This is a genomic window from Oryzomicrobium terrae (assembly GCF_008274805.1).
Taxonomy (GTDB): domain Bacteria; phylum Pseudomonadota; class Gammaproteobacteria; order Burkholderiales; family Rhodocyclaceae; genus Oryzomicrobium; species Oryzomicrobium terrae.
Window position 1 is genome coordinate 1 of sequence record NZ_CP022579.1, and the last position, 20302, is coordinate 20302.

Annotated in this window: 18 protein-coding genes; 7 read left to right on the forward strand and 11 right to left on the reverse strand. The window is 66.3% G+C overall.

Translation table 11 applies throughout. The features are described 5' to 3' along the window. From dnaA to OTERR_RS00025, 5 genes are all read left to right on the forward strand, one after another. A complete protein-coding gene (gene dnaA, locus OTERR_RS00005; RefSeq protein ID WP_149424479.1) occupies nucleotides 1–1428 on the forward strand; it encodes a chromosomal replication initiator protein DnaA in 1428 nt (475 codons plus the stop codon). Between the two features lie 223 nt (nucleotides 1429–1651). Beyond that, nucleotides 1652–2770: a DNA polymerase III subunit beta gene (dnaN, locus tag OTERR_RS00010; RefSeq protein WP_149424480.1), complete on the forward strand. Its 1119-nt coding sequence runs from the start codon at nucleotides 1652–1654 to the stop codon at nucleotides 2768–2770. Between the two features lie 70 nt (nucleotides 2771–2840). Then, complete coding sequence (gene gyrB / locus OTERR_RS00015; protein ID WP_149424481.1) at nucleotides 2841–5330, forward strand: DNA topoisomerase (ATP-hydrolyzing) subunit B; 2490 nt, start codon at nucleotides 2841–2843, stop codon at nucleotides 5328–5330. A 122-nt stretch (nucleotides 5331–5452) separates the two neighbouring features. Next, nucleotides 5453–6043 carry an IMPACT family protein gene (locus OTERR_RS00020; RefSeq protein ID WP_149424482.1) on the forward strand — a complete coding sequence of 197 codons (591 nt, stop codon included), beginning with the start codon at nucleotides 5453–5455 and terminating at the stop codon, nucleotides 6041–6043. Between the two features lie 277 nt (nucleotides 6044–6320). Then, complete coding sequence (locus OTERR_RS00025; protein ID WP_223115966.1) at nucleotides 6321–6761, forward strand: lytic transglycosylase domain-containing protein; 441 nt, start codon at nucleotides 6321–6323, stop codon at nucleotides 6759–6761. Between the two features lie 172 nt (nucleotides 6762–6933). Here OTERR_RS00025 and OTERR_RS00030 read toward each other — a convergent pair whose 3' ends face one another. The 5 genes from OTERR_RS00030 to flgB form a co-directional block, all read right to left on the reverse strand. Further along, nucleotides 6934–7905: an AraC family transcriptional regulator gene (locus OTERR_RS00030; protein WP_223115967.1), complete on the reverse strand. Its 972-nt coding sequence runs from the start codon at nucleotides 7903–7905 to the stop codon at nucleotides 6934–6936. 86 nt (nucleotides 7906–7991) lie between these two features. After that, the gene (locus tag OTERR_RS00035; RefSeq protein WP_149424483.1) at nucleotides 7992–8873 is read right to left on the reverse strand and encodes a DMT family transporter; all 882 of its coding nucleotides are present in this window, start codon (nucleotides 8871–8873) and stop codon (nucleotides 7992–7994) included. A 5-nt stretch (nucleotides 8874–8878) separates the two neighbouring features. Next, the gene (locus tag OTERR_RS00040; RefSeq protein WP_223115968.1) at nucleotides 8879–10018 is read right to left on the reverse strand and encodes a LysR family transcriptional regulator; all 1140 of its coding nucleotides are present in this window, start codon (nucleotides 10016–10018) and stop codon (nucleotides 8879–8881) included. 49 nt (nucleotides 10019–10067) lie between these two features. Continuing rightward, entirely contained in the window at nucleotides 10068–10520 is a 453-nt protein-coding gene (locus tag OTERR_RS00045) for an OsmC family protein (RefSeq protein ID WP_054619866.1), read from the reverse strand. A 275-nt stretch (nucleotides 10521–10795) separates the two neighbouring features. Next, nucleotides 10796–11242, reverse strand: coding sequence for a flagellar basal body rod protein FlgB (gene flgB / locus OTERR_RS00050; protein ID WP_054619865.1), 447 nt, complete (start codon nucleotides 11240–11242; stop codon nucleotides 10796–10798). Nucleotides 11243–11389: 147 nt separating this feature from the next. Between flgB and OTERR_RS00055 the strand changes: the two genes are divergently transcribed. Further along, nucleotides 11390–12091, forward strand: a complete 702-nt coding sequence (locus tag OTERR_RS00055; RefSeq protein ID WP_149424484.1) for a pseudouridine synthase — start codon at nucleotides 11390–11392, stop codon at nucleotides 12089–12091. Between the two features lie 227 nt (nucleotides 12092–12318). Here OTERR_RS00055 and OTERR_RS00060 read toward each other — a convergent pair whose 3' ends face one another. Continuing rightward, complete coding sequence (locus OTERR_RS00060; RefSeq protein WP_149424485.1) at nucleotides 12319–13263, reverse strand: ZIP family metal transporter; 945 nt, start codon at nucleotides 13261–13263, stop codon at nucleotides 12319–12321. Between the two features lie 8 nt (nucleotides 13264–13271). After that, entirely contained in the window at nucleotides 13272–13394 is a 123-nt protein-coding gene (locus tag OTERR_RS16485) for a hypothetical protein (protein ID WP_281290339.1), read from the reverse strand. A gap of 142 nt (nucleotides 13395–13536) precedes the next feature. On the opposite strand from OTERR_RS16485, the gene OTERR_RS00065 reads away from it, so the two are divergent. Continuing rightward, nucleotides 13537–14496 carry a LysR substrate-binding domain-containing protein gene (locus tag OTERR_RS00065; protein ID WP_054619863.1) on the forward strand — a complete coding sequence of 320 codons (960 nt, stop codon included), beginning with the start codon at nucleotides 13537–13539 and terminating at the stop codon, nucleotides 14494–14496. A 151-nt stretch (nucleotides 14497–14647) separates the two neighbouring features. On the opposite strand, the gene OTERR_RS00070 is transcribed toward OTERR_RS00065, so the two are convergent. From OTERR_RS00070 to OTERR_RS00085, 4 genes are all read right to left on the reverse strand, one after another. Next, entirely contained in the window at nucleotides 14648–17212 is a 2565-nt protein-coding gene (locus OTERR_RS00070) for a DNA topoisomerase III (RefSeq protein ID WP_149424486.1), read from the reverse strand. A 178-nt stretch (nucleotides 17213–17390) separates the two neighbouring features. Continuing rightward, on the reverse strand, nucleotides 17391–17861 hold the full coding sequence (locus OTERR_RS00075) for a Smg family protein (protein WP_054619861.1): 471 nt from the start codon (nucleotides 17859–17861) through the stop codon (nucleotides 17391–17393). Between the two features lie 82 nt (nucleotides 17862–17943). Then, nucleotides 17944–19068: a DNA-processing protein DprA gene (gene dprA, locus OTERR_RS00080; RefSeq protein ID WP_054619860.1), complete on the reverse strand. Its 1125-nt coding sequence runs from the start codon at nucleotides 19066–19068 to the stop codon at nucleotides 17944–17946. 13 nt (nucleotides 19069–19081) lie between these two features. Beyond that, nucleotides 19082–20137 (reverse strand): LysM peptidoglycan-binding domain-containing protein, encoded by a 1056-nt coding sequence (locus tag OTERR_RS00085; RefSeq protein WP_149424487.1) that lies wholly within the window; start codon nucleotides 20135–20137, stop codon nucleotides 19082–19084. Nucleotides 20138–20302: the final 165 nt, after the last annotated feature.

Below are 20302 nucleotides of genomic sequence, written 5' to 3' on the forward strand. Positions count from 1 at the left end.
ATGAGCGAATTCTGGTCAAACTGCCTGTCCCGCCTGGAGCAAGAACTCCCGGCGCAGCAATTCAATACCTGGATCAAGCCGCTGCGGCTTGAGGGGAGCGCCAATCCCGAGGAAGGGCTGCGCCTGTTCGCACCCAACGGCTTCATTCTCAAGTGGGTGCGGGACCGCTACCTGAGCCGCATCGAGGAATTCGGTCGCGAGTTCTTCAATACCGAAATTTCGATCGACCTGACCATCGGCCAAGGCAGCACTCCGGTGGCCCGCCCTGCCCCGGTCGTCCCGCCGCTGAGTGGCAGCAATGGAGGCGGCAGTGATGCGGTGGCGCCGGGCGCCAGCGAATTGCCGGCCTCGGCATCCCGACCGGCTGCCGCGCTGAAAATGCCCTCCCGGGAAAAGACCGGCTACGAGAAAACCCGCCTCAACGCGGCGTTTACCTTCGACAACCTGGTCGTGGGCAAGGCCAACGACCTGGCCCGGGCCGCTGCCATGCGCGTCGCGGAAAACCCGGGTAGCGACTACAACCCCCTGTTCATCTACGGCGGCGCTGGTCTGGGCAAGACTCACCTGATCCACGCCATTGGCAACCGCATCCTGGCCGACCGGCCGGACAAGGTACTGCGCTACGTGCACGCCGAGGACTACTACCAGGACGTGGTGCGCGCCTATCAGCAGAAATCCTTCGACGTTTTCAAGCGCTACTACCGCTCGGTGGACGTGCTCTTGATCGACGACGTGCAGTTCCTGAACGGCAAGAACCGTACCCAGGAAGAATTCTTCTATGCCTTCAACGCCCTGATGGAGGCGAAGAAGCAGATCATCATCACCTGCGACACCTACCCCAAGGACATCACCGGCCTGGAAGACCGGCTGATCACCCGTTTCGACTGGGGTCTGACCGTACAGATCGAGCCGCCCGAGATGGAGATGCGGGTGGCCATCCTGGAAAAGAAGGCCGAGGCCGAAGGGGTGCGCCTGGACAAGGAAGTAGCGTTCTTCATCGCCAAACACCTCAAGTCCAACGTGCGCGAGCTGGAAGGGGCGTTGAAGAAGGTGCTGGCCTATTCCCAGTTCCACGGCCGGGCCATTGGTCTGGACATGGCCAAGGAAGCCCTGAAGGACGTGATCGGCGCTTACAATCGCCAAATCACGGTGGAAAACATCCAGAAGACGGTGGCCGAGTACTACAAGATCAAGGTCGCCGACCTCTACTCGAAGAAGCGCACCCGGATCATCGCCCGCCCCCGCCAGGTGGCGATGTGGCTGGCCAAGGACCTTACCCCGCACAGCTACCCGGCCATCGGCGATGCCTTCGGTGGACGCGACCACACTACGGTGCTCCATGCCGTTCGCACCATCGAAGATCTGAAAATGAAGGACAATCAGCTCAATCACGATCTGCACGTGCTCTTGCAAGTGCTCAAGGGCTAATTGCAGCTCCCAGGCAGGGGATAAGCAGGCGGGAAGCCTGTGGAAGAAATGGGGATTACTTCCCCTTTTTCCCCGTCGCAAAAGTTGTTCTACTTGGCTCCACAGCGTCGTACAGCCGTTATCCACGGTGTTTTTTTCGATCTAAGCCAAGGATAATCAAGCGGTTTTTTGTGTTATCCACAGAGTTGTCGTTCGGTTAACTAATCATTAGGGTTTTATTTATATGCTTCTCATAAAAGCGTCTCGCGAGACCTTCCTCGCGCCTCTGCAGTCGGTATCCGGCATCGTCGAGAAGCGGCACACCCTGCCGATCCTGTCCAACGTGCTGCTGGAAAAGCGCGGCGATCAGCTGACCTTGCTGGCCACCGACATCGAAATTCAGATCACCACCTCCACCGGCGGTGCCGAAGACGGAGCCGACGGCGCGGTGACCGTGGGGGCCAAGAAGCTGCAGGACATCCTGCGCTCCCTGCCCGAAGGCACCGATGTTTCCCTGGTGCTCGAAGACAAGCGCCTGACGGTGCGTGGCGGCAAGAGCCGCTTCGCCCTGCAGACCCTGCCGGCGGAAGATTTCCCGCGCATGGCCCTGTCTGAAGGCGACACCCGCACCTTCACCGTCACCCAGAAACAGTTCCGCCAACTGCTCGCCCAGACCCAGTACGCCATGGCTGCCCAGGACGTGCGCTACTACCTGAACGGCCTGCTGCTGCTGGTCGATGGCGGCGAGTTGCGCGCCGTAGCTACCGATGGCCACCGCCTGGCCTACGCCAGCATGGCCCTGGAAGGTGAAGGCGTCGCTGCCCTGCCCCGCCAGGAAATGATCCTGCCGCGCAAGACGGTGATCGAACTGAACCGTCTGCTTGCCGATTCCGACGAGCCCCTGGAACTGGCCCTGACCCCCAACCAGGTGCGCTTCACCTTCGGCAACGTGGTGCTGGTCTCCAAGCTGATCGACGGCAAGTTCCCCGATTACGAGCGGGTCATCCCCGCCCAGCTGCGCAACACCCTGACTCTGGAGCGCTCCACCCTGCTCTCCTCCCTGGTGCGGGTGAAGATCCTGACCAACGAAAAGTTCTCCGGTGTGCGCCTGGTGGCCGCCGATAACGCCCTCAAGCTCAACGCCGCCAACGCCGAGCAGGAAGAAGCCCAGGAAGAGCTGGAAGTGGCCTACAGCGGCGAGCCCCTGGATGTGGGTTTCAACGTCAACTACCTGCTCGATGTGCTCAACAACACCCATGCCGAGACCATCGAGTGGCATTTCAACGACGCCAACTCCAGCGCCCTGATCACCCTGCCGGGCAACGAGCGCTTCAAGTACGTCGTCATGCCGATGCGCATCTGATCCGGCGCGTGCAGCGATTTAAGGTCCGCCGCTCGGCGGGCCTTTTGCAGTTTTTAGTGGAACAGGAACAATGAGCGAAGAAAACCCGCAAATGAACAACCCGCAGGAAGCCTCACCGGCCTACGGCGAATCCAGCATCCAGATCCTTGAAGGCCTGGAGGCCGTGCGCAAGCGCCCGGGGATGTACATTGGCGACACTTCCGACGGCACGGGTCTGCACCATCTGGTCTTCGAGGTGGTGGATAACTCCATCGACGAAGCCCTGGCCGGTCATTGCGACGACATCGTCGTCACCATCCACGCCGACAACTCCATCTCCGTCACCGACAACGGCCGCGGCATCCCCACCGGGGTGAAGATGGACGACAAGCACGAGCCCAAGCGCTCCGCCGCCGAAATCGCCCTCACCGAACTGCACGCCGGCGGCAAGTTCAACCAGAACTCCTACAAGGTTTCCGGCGGTCTGCACGGCGTTGGCGTCTCCTGCGTGAACGCCCTCTCCAAGTGGCTGCGCCTCACCGTGCGCCGCGACGGCAAGCGCCACTTCATTGAATTCAACCGGGGTGTGCCGGTGGAACGGGTCATCGAAGTGCGCGACGGCTTCGAAGTCTCCCCCCTGAAGATTCTCGGCGACACCGACAAGCGCGGTACCGAAGTGCACTTCCTGGCCGACGACGAGATCTTCGGCAATGTGGAATTCCACTACGAAATCCTGGCCAAGCGCCTGCGCGAGCTGTCCTTCCTCAACAACGGCGTCAGCATCCGCCTGGTGGACCAGCGCAGCGGCAAGGAAGAGCTGTTCGCCTTTGCCGGCGGCGTGCAGAGCTTTGTCGAGTACATCAACCGCAACAAGTCCGTCCTGCACCCCAACATCTTCTACTCCGCCGGCGAAGCCAAGGTGGCCGACGGCGTCACCATCGGCGTCGAAGTGGCCATGCAGTGGAACGACACCTACCAGGAACAGGTGCTCTGCTTCACCAACAACATTCCCCAGTCCGACGGCGGCACCCACCTCACCGGTCTGCGGGCGGCGATGACCCGCATCATCAACAAGTACATCGAAGAGAACGAGATCGCCAAGAAGGCCAAGGTGGAAATCACCGGCGACGACATGCGCGAAGGCCTGGCCTGCGTCCTCTCGGTGAAGATGCCGGACCCCAAGTTCGCCTCCCAGACCAAGATGAAGCTGGTCTCCTCCGAAGCCCGCCCGGCGGTGGAAGAAGTGGTGGCGGCCAAGCTGGCCGAGTTTCTGCTGGAACGTCCGCTCGACGCCAAGACCATCACCGGCAAAATCGTCGAGGCCGCCCGCGCCCGCGACGCGGCGCGCAAGGCCCGGGAAATGACTCGGCGCAAGGGCGTGCTCGATGGCGTCGGCCTGCCCGGCAAACTGGCCGACTGCCAGGAGAAAGACCCCAGCCTGTGCGAGCTGTACCTGGTCGAGGGCGACTCCGCCGGCGGCTCCGCCAAGCAGGGCCGCGACCGTAAGTTCCAGGCCATCCTGCCCCTCAAGGGCAAGATCCTCAACGTGGAAAAGGCCCGTTTCGACAAGCTCATCTCCAGCCAGGAAATCGCCACCCTCATCACCGCCCTGGGCACCGGCATCGGCAAGGACGAGTACAAGCCCGAGAAGCTGCGCTATCACCGCATCATCATCATGACCGATGCCGACGTGGACGGCGCCCACATCCGCACCCTGCTGCTCACCTTCTTCTACCGGCAGATGCCCGAACTGGTGGAGCGCGGCCACATCTACATCGCCCAGCCGCCGCTGTACAAGGTCAAGCACGGCAAGACCGAGCGCTACCTCAAGGACGACCACGAGTACCACCAGTTCCTGCTCAAGATGGCCCTGGAAGAATCGCGGCTCATCCCCAAGGCCGGCGCCGAGCCCATCACCGGCGCGGCCCTGGAAGAGCTGGCGCGGGAATACCTGCTCTCCGAGGCGGTCATCAACCGCCTCTCCAACCTGATCAACCCCGAGGTGCTGCACGCCATCGTCGCCAAGGACCTGCAGGTGGACGTCTCCAGAGAGGCCGCCGCCCGTGCCTCCGCTGAGGCCCTGTCGGCCCACGTCAACCACGGCACCCAGATCGTCGCCCACTTCAACGAGGCCGACGAGCGCTGGCAGCTGCGCGTCGAGCGCATGCACCACGGCAACCTTAAGGTCGGCGTGATCGACGAGGACTTCGTTCGCTCCGGCGACTACACCCAGCTGCGCAAGGCCGCCACCCTGCTCTCTGGCATGTTCGGGCCTGGTGGCAGCATCGAACGCGGCGAGAAAAAGCAAGCGGTCGCCGACTTCGCCGAAGCCATGGCCTGGCTGCAGAACGAGGTGGAGCGCGGTATTTCCAAGCAGCGCTACAAGGGCCTGGGCGAAATGAACCCGGAGCAGCTGTGGGAAACCACCATGGACCCCACCGTGCGCCGCCTGCTTCGCGTGGGCATCGAAGATGCCATCAGCGCCGACGGCGTGTTTACCACCCTCATGGGCGAACTGGTGGAACCCCGCCGGGCGTTCATCGAAAGCAACGCGCTGTATGCCCGGAACATCGACGTTTGATGGTTGTAGGCACCCCGCGAATGCCTAGATCGTTCTCAAAACACTAGGCGTTGTAGGGCCCACTTGAAAATGGCCGCTCAGGATGAGCGGCCATTTTTCTCGATTACCCCCTTCTTTCCGCGATGCCCCAAACCCTTGCCGCTGCCGTCCACAGCGATCTGCTGATCAAGAAAAGCCGTTTCATCGGCTGCGTGCAGCCGGTGGCCGATCGGGCCACGGCGCAAGCTATGGTTGCCAGGTTGCGTGCCGAGCATGCGGGGGCGGCTCATGTCTGTTGGGCGCTGCTGGCCGGTGGGCAGTCGGCGGCGGTGGATGATGGGGAGCCCAGCGGCACGGCGGGGCGGCCGATGCTCGATGTGTTGCGCTACCAGAACCTGGAAGGCGTGCTGGCCACGGTGGTGCGTTACTACGGCGGCGTGAAGCTGGGGGCCGGCGGTTTGGTGCGGGCCTATACGGATTGCGTGGCCCAGGCGCTGCGCGGTGCCGAGAAGGTCGCCATCGTCCGGCAGCGGGACCTGCGCTGCCAGGTGCCCTATTCCCTCGAAGGTCTGCTGCGTCGGGAGCTGGAGGCCGCAGGGGCAACGCTGCACGCGGTACGGCATGGGGATCAGGTCGAATTCGCCTTCGCCATGGCCGAGACTTCGGCCGAAGCGTTTGTCGGGGCGCTCAGTGAGGCCGGTCAAGGGCGAATCGTCTGGCTGCCGGCGGCGTGACACTGCACCGCTGGCGTTGGCGGAGGGAGGCGTGCTGCCAAGGCGGGCTGGGGTGTACTGGAAAAATAGCGAACTTTCCAGTATTATCAATGGGTTGCCCCGGGACAATTCTCTTCCCTCAACCACCCCGGGCCAAACTCCCATGAAGGCCCACTGCGCATCCCCGAGATAGGTAAGAGTTCGCCCGCCCTGCGGTGACGACACCATGCCCGGCAAGTTTTACGACTTGCATCTTGCGCGGCCTGGGTTGTGACCAACACCTTGACGAGGAGCCCCCATGACCCCGCGCCAATGGTTTTTCCGGGTGATGCTTACCCTGTTCTGTTGCTTTCCCCTGGCGGCCCAGGCCTGCTTCGAAGAAGCAGCGGAACAACACGATGTGCCAGTCGATGTTCTCAAGGCCATCGCCAAAATCGAATCCGGCGGCAATCCGAACGCGGTGGCCCGCAGCAAGAACGGCACGATGTACATCGGCCTGATGCAGATCGGTACCGGCTGGCTGCCGACCCTGGCCAAGTTCGGGATCACCCGGGAAAAGCTCAAGGACCGCTGCACCAACGTCCAGACGGCAGCCTGGATTCTGGCCGGTTACGTGGCCCGCTATGGCGACCTCTGGGCGGCGGTGGAGGCCTACCACTCCGGCTTTCCGCGCAAAGCCCAGCTGTACAGTAAACGGGTGCAACGGCTGATGCCGCCCTCGGCACTGGCCCAGGAGTGATCCGGCCCTAGTCCGGTAGTCCTGCACCGGCCGTCGCCTTGGCCACTGCGCTCAACGAGCAGGGACAGGGGCAAAGTGCTGGGCAGCCCGTCAGCCGATCCGATTAACCACTGCCACAACGGCCACGCCTTGGCGTGGCCGTTGTCTTTTCATGGTCGCTTTCGCTTTAAAGCTACAGGGGCCGCACCGGCACGCACAGCTGGCATTCCATGACGCCGCTGACGGCATCGTAGTAGGCGTCGGCCGGGTAGTACTCGAAGAACGGCCGGCTGTCAGGCTGCATGCCGCTGCTGGGCAGCCAGCGGCGCAGCAGCTCGGTCCAGGCGCCGCCGATGGCCGGGCCGTCGCCACGGAAATCGGCCACGGCATAACGTCCCCCCGGCAGGGTAGCGATGCTGACGGGGGCGTGGGCGACGAAGTCCTCCGGGACCACCACGCAGGCATCGTAGCGGCACTTGCCGGGCGGGGTGACATCCGGGTCGTCGTAGCCGATGCCGTAGCAGGAGGCCCGCTCCAGCCCGTTGGCGTGGCGCCAGGGCAGGAACTGCTCTTGCCAGAAGCGGCTGATGCTCGGGCCGTAGGGGCCGATGTGGCGCATATAGGCGACCCGTACCGGGGACAGGGTGGCAATCGTGACGTTCATGATGGGCTCCTTGAAAAGGGGTTCGCCATCATGGCCGGTCCCCTCCCCCGGTACCTGATCGCGCTTGCTTTCCACCTGATCGAGATTGCGCCGCGCCGCCAGGCTGGCTTCCCGGCGGGCGGGGGCGCTCCTGCGCCAATCGCTCGGGGTCATGCCGAAATGCTGCTTGAAGGCCCGGGAAAAGGCCTCGCTAGAGCCAAAGCCCACATCCAGGGCGATGTTGAGCACCGGCGTGTGGCGCTGGTGGTTCAGCATCAGGGCTCCGGCTTCGAGGCGCCGCCGGCGCACGTAGTCGCCCAGGGTTTCGCCCATCCAGGCGAGGAACAGCCGGTGGAAGTGGTAAGGCGAAAAATTCGCCACGTCGGCGATGCTGGCCAGGTCCACCGTACCGGCCAGGTGCCGGTCGATGTGATCGATCACCCGGTTCATGCGCTGGGCGTACTCGCGCCACGAATGCCGCGAGTCGGCGCCGGAGGATGCGCCGTTGCTTTGGAAAGTCATGCTTGTCGCCTGGCCGTGAAAGGAAACACCGCCATGGCAATGGCGGCCCGGGCGGCGATTTTATTCCAACGGTGTGGAAACGGCCGTTACCGGCTGGCCCGGCGCGGGCTGCGGATCACCAGGGCGATGCCGCCCAGTACGGCGAGCGACGCCAGCATCAGCCGCAGGGTGATGGCCTCGCCGAGAAAGGCCGCCGCGCCCAAAGCGGCGAGCACCGGCACGCTCAGTTGCACCGTGGCGGCGCTGGTGGCGCGCAGCAGCGGCAGGGCCCCGTACCACAAGGCGTAGCCCAGGCCCGAGGCCAGGGCGCCGGAAGCCACGGCATAAGCGGCACCGGCGGCACCGGCGGCATCGACGCTGGCGCTGGAAAGCTGGGCCAGGCTCAGGGCCAGGGCGAAAGGCACGGCGCGCAGGAAGTTGCCGGCGGTGCTGGCGGCCGGGTTGGCGACGCCGCGGCCGCGCAGCGAATAGACCCCCCAGGCAACACCGCTGGCCAGCATCAGCACGGCACCCTGCAAGGGTGGGGCGGACAGCCCGGGCAGCAGCAATCCCACCAGACCGGCGGCAGCCAATGCCATGCCGGCGGATTGGCGGGCACCGAGGCGCTCGCCGCGCCACAGGCCGTAGCCGATCATGGTGGCCTGCACCGCGCCGAAGAGCAGCAGCGCTCCGGCCCCGGCGGGCAGGGTGCGGTAGGCGAAGGAGAAGGCGGCGGCGTAGGCGAACAGGGCCAGGGCCGAGGCCCAGCTGCCATGGGGCGGGTGATCAGCACTGCCGCCTGTATGGGCAGATCCGCCGCGCAGGCGCACCACCAGCCACAGCATGAGCGCGCCGGAAGCGAGGCGAATGGTGGTGAAGCTGGCGGCGTCGATGCCGGTTTCGCGCAGGGCCAGGCGGCAGAGCAGGGAATTGGCGGCGAAGGCCAGCATCGCCAACGTTGTCAGCAGGAGCACTCGGGCCAGGGACATGGCGCCTATTCCAGCACGGATTCGGTGGGGTGGAGGGAGGGGCCGGGAATGGTGGGCGCTGCCGTCGCGGGTGGAGCCTTGGCAGTGGCGGCTCCATCCCTTATGTCCGTCATTTCTGCCAGCAGCCAGGCGCGGAACGCGGCGACGATGGGCCGCTCCAGGGCGGCGGGCGGGCACACCAGATGGTAGGCGAGGGGCGCGTGGAGGGCCTGGGGAAAGGCCACGGCAAGCTTGCCGGCGTCGCGTTCGGCCTGGGTCAGGGTGGCGCTGGCGAGCAGCACGCCCTGAGCGGTGGCAGCGGCTTCCAGGGCGAGCAGGCCATTGCCGAAGCGCTGCTCGCGCAACGGCGCCACCAGAGGCACGCCGGCCTGGCACAGCCATTCGGACCAGCCGAAGCGCTCGGCCGAGCGCAGCAGGGTGCTGTCGCTCAACAGGGGCACGGCCAGCAAGTCGGCGGGAGTGGCCAGGCGCGGCAGCAGGGCCGGGGCGCAGAGGGGCACCAGGTCGAGATCGAGCAGGGGTGTGGCGTGCAGGTCGGCGTAGCGGCCGTAGCCGAGGCGTACCGACAGGTCGATGCCGGCGCGGCGGAAGCTGGCCGCGGTGACCGGGCCGCCGGGGGCGGAATCCACCGAACTCAGGCTGGCCTGCAGGCGCACCTCGGCCTCGGGGCAGCGGGCGTAGAAGCGGTGCAGCCGCGGCACCAGCCACTTGGTGGCGAACAGGGGTTCGGCGCAGACCGTGACCACGACCTGATCCTCATCGTGGGCGCGCAGTTGCTCCGCCGCCTCGGCCAGGGCGGCAAAGCCCTCCTGCAGGCGGGGCAGGACCGCTGCCGCTGCCCGGGTGAGGATCACCTTGCGGTGTTGGCGCACGAATAGCTCCACCCCCAGCTGGGTTTCCAGGGCCTTGACCTGGTGGCTGACGGCGGCGGGGGAGACGTGCAACTGCTTGGCCGCTTCGGCAAAGCTGCCGGTGCGGGCGGCGGCCTCGAAGTACGACAGGGCGATCAGGGGCGGCAGACGCCGCACCGTCGAGTTGCCGCGGGCCTGGAGTGGTCCGTCGTCCCGGCAGCCGGCACCGGTCGGCGGGGTGGTTTGCTCGGCGTCGGTCGGCATTGGAGGGGATGCGGGCGTGGGGCGTTCCATGGCGGCATCCTACGCGAGCCTGGCGGCGCCGGTTAAGCGCTCCTTAGGCTTAGGCTGCAGGGGTAACCGTGACCTGGGCGGTGATCGAGTGGGCGATGAAGCAGTTGCGGTGGGCCCCGTCGTGCAATTTGGCCAGGGCGGCGGCGTCGGGCTGCTTGTCGCCGCTGAAGCTCACCTGGGGCGCCAGCTCGATCCGGGTCACCGCCAGGCGGCCGGCCTCGTTCTTTTCCAGATGGGCCACCGGCGCATCCCGGTAGCTTTCGACCTGGTAGCCCTGGATGGCGGCGATGGCGAGAAAGGTGAGCATGTGGCAGCTGGCCAGGGCGGTCAGCAGCAGTTGTTCCGGGTCGGCGCAGGCGGGGTCGCCCTGGTACTCGGCAGAGGCGGAGACGTTCACCTGCTGGCCGCCGTTGAGGGTGGCCAGGTGGTTGCGGGAATAGGTGGCGGGGTCGGCGGCGTTGGCTGCGCGCTGCCACGCGATGCTGGTGCGGTGTTCGGACATGGGGACTCCTGGCAGGGCGAGGCGGGCGTCGGGGGACGGGCCTGGCCTGCGCTGACCCCTGTATCGTAGGTGCGCGGCGGTACGGCGTAAAACGATGTTTTCTAAGCGCCTGGCTTAGTTTTTCTCATGCGAAGCAGCGGCGGCAGCATCAAGGTCGGCGTCAGTCGTCGGGTTTGATGCGGCTGGGGCCGGGATTCATTAGTTTTTCTCGGCCACATCGGTGCGCTCCGTGCGGCATGGCCGGTGGCGGCCCGAGCCAGCGGGTGGCGGCGTGCTTAGGTCAGCGAGGTGAACATCTGGATCATTTCCTTGAACTCGCTGCCGACCTGCTGCACGGCGAATTCGTAGCGCACGGCGTTTTCCGAGAACTTGGAGCGTTCCACGTCCATTTCCACCGTGTTGCCGTCCACCGAGGCCTGGTAGGGCTGGTGGTAGCGCAAGGTGTCGGGGAACGGGGCAGTGTTGCCGTGGGCGGGGATGTGGCTGGCGGCGGTGAGGTTCAGCGCCACCGGGGTATGGTGGGCGTTGGCCAGGGCGTCGTGCAGGGCGCTGGCGAAATCGATGTCCACCGCCTTGTACTGGGGGGTGTCGGCGTTGGCGATGTTGGAGGCGATGATCGACTGGCGCTTGGCCAGGACGCCGAGGGCGGATTCCTGGAACCCCGGGTCGGCCTGCTTGCCGAGGGGGATGAAGGGGGAGCCCTTGAGCGGATCGAGCGACATGGCGCGAGACGGGCGGCGGCCCGGCGGATGGCAAAGAGTGGCGAGTGTAGCGAGGCAGCCTGTCAGCGCCCTGTCGGCGGGCACGCGGGTTCGTCGGCGCCCCCGCTTGTTGGTAAGCTTGCAGCCCGCAATGATTTTGGAGTCACCATGCAACTTGATCGCCTCTTGCAGAGCCAGGGGTTCGGCAGCCGCAAGGAATGCCGCCAGCTGGTGCGTAACGGCTGGCTGACGATCAACGGGGAGACGGTGGAAGACCCGTTTCGCGAGGTGGAGGCCGCGGGGTTCACCTACGAGGTGGACGGCGAACCCTGGGAATACCGGGAAACGGCCTACCTGATGCTCAACAAGCCGGCGGGCTACGAATGCTCCCGGGAGCCGATGCACAACAAGAGCGTTTTTGCCCTGCTGCCCGATCCCCTGGTGGGGCGCGGCGTGCAGCCGGTGGGCCGGCTCGACAGCGACACCACCGGGCTCTTGCTGCTGTCCGACAACGGCCAGTTCATCCACGCCCTGACCTCGCCCAAGCGCAAGGTGGCCAAGACCTACCGGGTCACCCTCAAGCACGCCGCCGATGCGGCCTTTACCCAGAAGCTGCTCGACGGCGTCTGGCTCAACGACGAGAGCGAGGCCACCCGGGCTGCCGGGGCCGAGCTGGCCGATCCCACCACCCTGCTGCTGACCATTACCGAGGGCAAGTACCATCAGGTGAAGCGCATGGTGGCCGCCGCCGGCAACCGGGTCGAGGCCCTGTGTCGCGTCGCCCTGGGCGGACTGGCCCTGCCCGCCGACCTGGCCGAAGGGGAATGGCGTTGGCTGAGCGAGGCCGAACTGGCCCAGCTGCAGGGGTGATCCGGGGCTGACCGAGGGGGGGAGCGGCGCCTCCCGCCCGCCGCGTTTTCCCCTCCAATCTTTAGTAACCCGGCCAAACCCCGCGCCCTGTCTTGTTCTCCAGGCAGCCACCTTGTAGAACAAGCATCCACGCGGGTTTCCCGAGATGCCGCGCCAGGATCGAGTCCTGGCGCGGCTTTTCATTGGGGGGCCGAAGCATTCGTCGACGCCACCATCCCCTGCCCCGTTCAGGAGCCCAGGGCGGTGTCGAGCAGCATCATCACCGCGAAGCCGCCCACCAGGCCCAGGGTAGCCAAGGTCTCCCGGCCGCGGCGGTGGGATTCGGGGATGATCTCGTGGCTGATCACGAACAGCATGGCGCCGCCGGCCAGGGCCAGGCCCCAGGGCAGGGCCTGCGCCGCGCTGCCCACCACGGCGGCGCCCACCGCCGCCATCACCGGCTCCACCAGGCCGCTGGCGATACCGGCCAGGGCGGCCCAGCCGCGGCTGACCCCGACGCTGGCCAGGGCCATGGCCACGACGAAGCCTTCCGGAATGTCCTGCAAGGCGATCCCCATGGCCAGGGCCGTGGCACCGGCCTCGCTGCCACCCTGGCCGACGCCGATGGCCAGGCCTTCGGGCAGGTTGTGCAGGGTCACTGCCAGGACGAACAGCATCACCCGCTGCAGTTGCGGATTGGCAAGGGTGGCGGCCCGGGGGCCATCCGCCTCTGCTTCGTCGAAGTGCACGTGGGGGATCAGCCGCTCCAGGACGAGCAGCAGCAGCGCGCCGCCGACCAGACCGAAGGCCACCAGGGTGCCGGCGCCCCAGGGACCGTGGCCGAGGGCCTTGGCCGATTCCAGGCCGGGCAGTACCAGGGAGAAGGCGGTGGCGCCGAGCATCACCCCGGCGCCGAAGCCGAGCAGGCCGTCGTGGGCCGCCTCCGGCAGGCGCCGGGCGAACAGCACCGGCAGGGTGCCGGCGGCGGTGGCCAGGGCCGCCAGGGCGCCGTCGCGCAGGGCGGCGCCAACCATGGGACGCTCGGCCAGCCAGGCCAGCAGCAAGTCGCCGCCCTGAGCGAGGAGCAGGCCGGTCCCGGCGATCCAGAGGGCGATACCGAGCAGCTGGCGCGGCTTGATCTCGATGGCGTCGCCGCTGGCCAGGGTGGCAATGGGGCTGGACAGGGTGGGCATGGCGGGCCTCAGTGCCGGATCAGGGTGAGGTAGGCTTGGGCGGCGCTGGGCGCGGGGGTATCGAGCCAGCGGCCGGCGAGGCGGTCGAGGGTGGCGAGTACGGCATTGGCGCGGCGGATCGGGTGGCTCATAGCGATGCTCCATCAATTTGTGAGCTTATGATAGGAACAGGCGATATATTGCTCAAATTGAACGTTGAGATAATTGCGATAGAATCAACCTATCAATAGCGGCTGTCCGGATGCCCCGGCCCGCCCCAGCAAAGGAACCGCCATGCTTACCCTGACCGACATGCGCTACCTGGTTGCCCTGGCCCGGGAACGCCACTTCGGCCGCGCCGCCGCGGCCTGCCGGGTGTCCCAGCCGACCCTGTCGGTGGCGATCAAGAAGGTGGAAGAGCGCCTCGGGGTGATGCTGTTCGAGCGCAACGTGCAGGAGATCCGCATCACCGAGGTGGGCCAGCGGCTGGTGGACCAGGCCGAGCGGGTGCTGGCCGAGGCCCTCAAGCTCGAAGAGCTGGCCAACCAGGGCAAGGACCCGCTCAAGGGCCCGCTGCGCCTGGGGGTGATCTACACCATCGCCCCCTACCTGCTGCCGCCCCTGATCCCCGCCCTGCACGAGCGGGCGCCGGAAATGCCCCTGTTCCTCAAGGAGGATTTCACCGGTCACCTGATTCCGGCCTTGAAGCGTGGCGAACTCGACGTGATCGTCATCGCCCTACCGGTGGGGGCGCCGTTCAACGAGCCGGGCCTGGTGGCCCAGCCGGTCTATGACGAGCCCTTCCGCGTGGTGGTGCCGGCCGGCCACCCCTGGGCCACGCGCGAATCGGTGGGCCGCGGCGAGCTGAGCGGCGAGCACCTGCTGCTGCTCGGCCAGGGCAACTGTTTCCGCGACCAGGTGCTTGAAGCCTGCCCGCACACCATGGGTGAAGGGGGCGAAGGCGGCACCCTGGAGGGCAGCTCCCTGGAAACCATCCGCCACATGGTGGCCTCCGGCGCCGGGGTGGCGGTGATGCCGTCCACCGCCGCCGACCCGTTGCGCGACAAGGAGCCCCTGGTGAAGGTGCTGCCCTTCAGTGAGGACGTGGCCGGCACGGGGGCTGAGGCCTTCCGCCGTGTCGGCCTGGTGTGGCGTGTCACCTTCCCTCGCCCGCCAGCCCTGGACGCGGTCAAGGCGGCCGTGCTGGCCTGTGTCAGCCAGGGACTGCCCGGCGCAGCGCCGGTGCGCCCCTAGGCGGTTGCCGGCCTTCCCGCGCCCCGCCAGGGTGGAGGGTTCCTTTGAAACCGACCCCTTGAAACGCCGCGCCCCGCTTCATTGAGCGGGGCGCGTGGCTGGAACTCCGCGACTGGCGCGGGGGTTCAGCGGGTGGGGCGGGAAAGCAGCGTCAGCCTTCGGCCTTGGCCGGGGCCTTCTTCGCTGCGCCCTTGGCGGGAGCCTTGGCGGCGCGGGGCGCCTTCTGCTCGAACTCGAAGCCCACCTTGCCGTCGTCGCCGACCTTGAGGAAGGCGGAGAACTTGCGCCGGGTACGGGCCGAGACGAAGTCCTTCAACAGGTCGGTCTTGCCCGTGGCGAGCAGCTTGTGCATCTGGTCCCGGTCCACCGGCTGTTGCAGGATGATCTTGCCGGAGCGGAAGTCGCAGGTGCGCTCCGGCCCGACGCTCTTCTCGCAGACGTAGGCGTTGCCGTGCTCGAACACCCGGCTCTTGCACTTGGGGCAGGCGCCCAGAGGTTCCTGGCCGGAGAAGTCCACCGGAGCGTCGCTGCCCTCTTCCCCCGCCGGGCCGTTGCCGAAGTCGAATTCCGGCTCCAGCTTGTCGTTGAGCTTGACCGCGGCGACGAAGGGCCGGCCCATCTTGTTGCGGAAGCCGATCAGCGGGCCGACCTCGCGCTTTTCCAGCAGGATCTCGATTTCGGCCGGTTCGAACTGGCGGCCGGCGACGATCTTCCACAGGGCGAAGTCGCAGGCGGTGCACTGGAACTTCTTGTAGGTCTCTTTCACCTTGCCGCCGCAGCGCGGGCAGGGGGTGGCCAGCTCGCCGAAATCGCCGGGGATGGTGTCCGCCTCGTAGGATTTGGCCCGTTCGACGATGCGCCGGGTCATCTCGGTGATTTCGTCCATGAACTCGGCCCGGGAGAGGTCGCCGCGCTCCATGCGCGCCAGCTTCCATTCCCATTCGCCGGTCAGTTCCGGCGCGGTGAGTTCGGCCACGCCCAGGCCGTTGAGCAGGGTGAACAGGGAGAAGGCCTTGGCGGTGGGCATCAGCACCCGGTCTTCGCGCAGCAGGTAGTTTTCGGCGATCAGGTTCTCAATGATCTGGGCGCGGGTGGCCGGGGTGCCCAGGCCGCGGCCGGCCATGGCGGCGCGCAGTTCCTCATCGTCCACCATCTTGCCGGCGCCTTCCATGGCCGACAGCAGGGTGGCTTCGGAATAACGCGCCGGTGGGCGGGTCTGGGTGGCCTTGATGCGCACTTCTTCGGCGGCCACCGTCTCGCCCGGGGTCACCGGCACCAGGGTGGCGTCGTCCTCGCCGGCCGCTTCCTTGCCGTAGATGGCCAGCCAGCCCGGCTGGGTGAGGATCTTGCCCTCGGTCTTGAAGGCGTGGGTGGCGCCGCCAGCGGTGACCCGGGTGATGCGGGTGGTGACCAGGTATTCGGCGGCGGGGAAGAACACCGCCAGGAAGCGCTTGACCACCAGGTCGTAGAGCTTCTGCTCGGGCTCGGACAGGTGCTTGGGGGCGGCCTGGGTGGGGATGATGGCGAAGTGGTCGGAGACCTTGGCGTTGTTGAAGATGCGCTTGTTCGGCTTGACCCAGTCGGCGTGCAGGATCTTGCGCGCGTGGGGGCTGAAGCGGTGAATCAGGGCCTCGTCGTGGCCCTTGCCCAGGTCGTCGCCGGTGAGCATGGCCAGGGTGGCCTTGACCGTGCCCAGGTAGTCCTCCGGCAGGTAGCGGGAGTCGGTCCGGGGATAGGTCAGCACCTTGTGCTTTTCGTAGAGGGCCTGGGCCAGGCCCAGGGTGGCCTTGGCCGAAAAGCCGAAGCGGCTGTTGGCCTCGCGCTGCAGGCTGGTCAGGTCGAAGAGCAGCGGCGAGAGGCGGGTCTCGGGCTTGGCCTCCTCGCTCACCTGGCCGGGTTTGCCCTGGCAGGCGGCGCGGATGGCTTCGGCCTGGGCGGCGTTCCAGATGCGGTCGGCGCGGGCGTGCTCGTCGTCCTGGTCCTTGCTCTTGAAGGTCTCGTCGAACCACTTGCCGGCGTAGCTGCCGGCCTGGGCGGCGAAGTCGGCGTCCACTTCCCAGTAGTCCCGGGGCTTGAAGGCGCGGATGGCCTTCTCGCGCTCGACCACGATGGCCAGGGTCGGGGTCTGCACCCGGCCGACGGTGGTGAGGTGGAAGCCGCCGGTCTTGGAGTTGAAGGCGGTCATCGCTCGGGTGCCGTTGATGCCCACCAGCCAGTCGGATTCGGAGCGGCACACGGCGGCATCGCGCAGGCCGTTCATCTCGCTGCCGGCGCGCAGCTTGGCGAAGCCGTCACGGATTGCCTGGGTGGTCATCGATTGCAGCCATAGCCGCTGCACCGGTTTGTCGGTCTTGGCGTGCCGGGCGATGTAGTTGAAGATCAATTCCCCTTCGCGCCCCGCGTCACAGGCGTTCACCAGGCCATCCACGTCCTTGCGTTTGATCAGCTTGGTGAGCAGCTTGAGGCGCGATTCGGTCTTCTCGATCGGCTTCAGTTCGAAATGGGGCGGAATCACCGGCAGGTTGGCGAAGGACCATTTGCCGCGCTTCACCTCGACCCCTTCGGGCAGGGTTAGTTCAAGCAGGTGGCCGATGGCCGACGAAATGACGAAATCCTCGGATTCGAAATAGTCGTCGTGCTTGGTGAACCCGCCCAACGCCTTGGCGATGTCGTTGGCGACGGAGGGTTTCTCGGCAATGATCAGCTTTTTGCCCATGGGGGACCTTCGGGTGCGGGCCGGGCCGGAAGGCCATGCCACATGAATTCGGAGAGACGGGAAATACGGAATTGCGGCCGATGATATGCGGCTGCCTGGGGGCTGGCAACCTGAACCGGCGACGCCGGGCGGGCGGAAAGAGGCTGGCGGGCGGCCCGAGGGGGCCACCCGGATGGGGTTAGTGCAGGACTTCGTCCTCGGGATCGGCCAGCAGCGCCTCGATCAGCAGGGTGTCGAGTTCCACCGACTGGCTCCACAGCACCATCAGCACGATCACCTTGAATTCGGGCAGCGACATACCCTCCTCGCCCTTGGCCAAGGCCGTCGCCCGTTCCAGGATGACTTCGCGCTGGGCGGGGGAAACGATGCGGGAGTTTTCCAGGAAGAGCAGAAAGCCCAGGCATTCGGCACCGAGCCGTTGTACTTCGTCGGCGGTGAAGATGCGCTGGCTGGCGATGCGGCCTTGGGGAGCATCGGCCGGCTCGGCGAGTTCGCCCTCTGCGTTGAGGCCGCCGAGCCAGGTCAGGGCTTCGTCGATTTCGCCCTGTTCGAACCCCACCGCCGAGAGTTTCTTGGCCAGGGTCCCCGGTTCGGGGCGGGCGCTGAACTCCATATAGTGTTGGAAGAGATAAACGAGGATATCGAACATGGCAGAGTCGGCTGAGGTGAAGCGAGAAATACTGAAGCGCTGAAGGCGTGGCCGCCGTACAAACCCGAGCCCTGGAGAAGGGTCAGGCGAGACGCTGGTAGCGTCCCCCGGGCAGCCGCGCGATGCGGCCTTCCAGTTCCAGCGTCCCCAGCATCGCAAGAACCCCCTCGCCCGTCAAGTTCGGGTCCTGTTCTGCGAGGCGGACGAACAATTCGTCCAGGGTTGCCGGCGCATGTCCCAGAGCGCTCAGCAGCGGCACTTCGGTGGTGCTGGTCGCGGGGGCGGTGAACAGATCCGGGGTTGCCGTGACGCTGCCCGAAGCGGTAGGCGCAGGGTGGGGCCAGCGCAGCTCTTCCATGATGTCGGCCGCGTCGTCCACCAGCTTGGCGCCGTCCTTGATCAAACGATGGCATCCCTTGGACAGGGGGGAATGGATCGAGCCGGGTACGGCAAATACGTCACGACCCAATTCACCGGCCAGCCGGGCGGTGATCAGGGAGCCACTTTCGAGAGCGGCCTCCACCACCAGGCAGCCAGCCGCCAAGCCGGCGATGAGGCGGTTGCGGCGGGGAAAGTTGTGCGCCAGGGGCGGCATGCCGAGGGGAAACTCGCTGATCACCACGCCCCGCTCGGCAATGGCCCGGGCCAGTTCCCGGTGTCGTGCCGGATAAATGCGGTCGGCACCGGTGCCGACCACGGCCACGGTGGGGCCATTGACCGCCAGGGCGCCGCGATGGGCGGCGCCATCGATACCCAGGGCCAGGCCGCTGACCACGGTGATGTTCTGGCCGGCCAGGTAGGCGGCGAAGGTTTCGGCATCGCGGATCCCCTGAGGGGTGGCGTTGCGTCCACCGACGATGGCGATGGCCGGGGTATTGAGCAGGGCGGCGTTGCCCTTTACGTAGAGTAAGGAAGGCGGATCTGGGGTATTCAGCAGGGCCCGGGGATAGTCGGCATCCGCCAGGGTGACCAGAGCATTGCCCGGTTGCTCGTGCCAGACCAGGGCCGCGTCGATGGCAGCCTGGGTATCGGTATCGAACAGATGCCGCGCCACCTGATCCCCGGCGATTCGGGCGATGGCACCGAAGCCGGCGTCAAACACCGCTTCGGGCAGGCCGAAGGCGGCGAGTAGGTCGCGTTGGGTCTTGGGACCGACCCCGGGTGCCAGGGTCAGCCGTAGCCATGCCGCCAGGGAAGGGTCGGCCATGGCGCCTCCTGGGTTAGGGATTGCGCAGGGTGTCGTTGGCCTCGACCGGCTGGGTGGCGTCGAGCACCAGTGCGTAGGCAACCCGGTCCATGACGCGGAAGACGAAGGCCAGGCCATTGCGGTACTCGGGCAGTTCCACCTGTTCCTTCTTGCCGTTCTCGGCGCGCTGTTTGACCAAGGCGGCGCTGCGGTAGATGGCCAGGATATGGCCCACTTCCAGACCGTCGTTGGTGCCCTTGTTGAGCACAAGCATCGAATAGCGACCCGCCTGCGCCAGGCCGCCATATATGGAGATCACTTTGGCCGAGACGGTGCCGGTGGGCGCGTGGGGGGCGTAGGTGATCAGTTCGGGCTGGGTGGCGGGGGTCAGCCGGTCGCCGCGACCGACCTCCTGGTTGGCGGTGATCACTTCCACCACGGCAGGTTCGCCTTCCTTGGCGACCCGGGCGGTACCGAGGTACTCGGCTTCGTAGCCGAGCAGTTCCTTGGTATCGGGGTCGATCAACTTTTTACCCGGACGGTAGAGCAGCCATTGGTGCTGCCCTTCGGGAATGCCGCTGACGAAGGCACGATCACCGCCGCCGAGCATGACCCGGCCTTCCTGGGTGGAGACGATGCGCGGCGAGGTCGCCAGGGTCTCGGCGCTGACGACCAGCGGCTTCGAAAGGAACGGCTCGATGTCCCGGGGCGAAATGCTGGGAATGGCGTCCTTTTCTTCGCTCTTGTAATTGGTTGGCGCGATCGTCTTGGTCTTGGTGCTGGAGCCGCCACTGGCGATCTTTCGGGCCAGGGTCAGCTGGGGGCGGCCATCGGCGCCCTTGATCAGCACGATCATGTCGCCCGGATAGATACGGTGGGGGTTCTTGACCTGCTCCCGGTTGAGCCGCCAGATTTCCGGCCAGCGCCAGGGTTGTTGCAGGAATTCCCCAGAAATCCCCCACAGGGTGTCGCCTTTCACCACCTCGTGGCGGTCCGGCGCGCCATCGGCCAGGGTCAGGGGCGCAGCCTCTTGCGCCGTGGCGGTGACCGCGATCATCCCCAGCGTCAGGGCGGCTATAATTCGTTTCATCGTGCGGTTCCTTGAGAACGGCGGATCTGGCCGAAAAGCGGGGCTTGGTGCAAAAGGGTGAAAGTCCTGGCTCAAGCGGCGATTCCCCGGAAAGTGCTCCGCGAGTCGGACGTAGGCATCATCCACGTCGTTCTCAGCCGCTAACCGTTGATTTTCCCCCTGGTA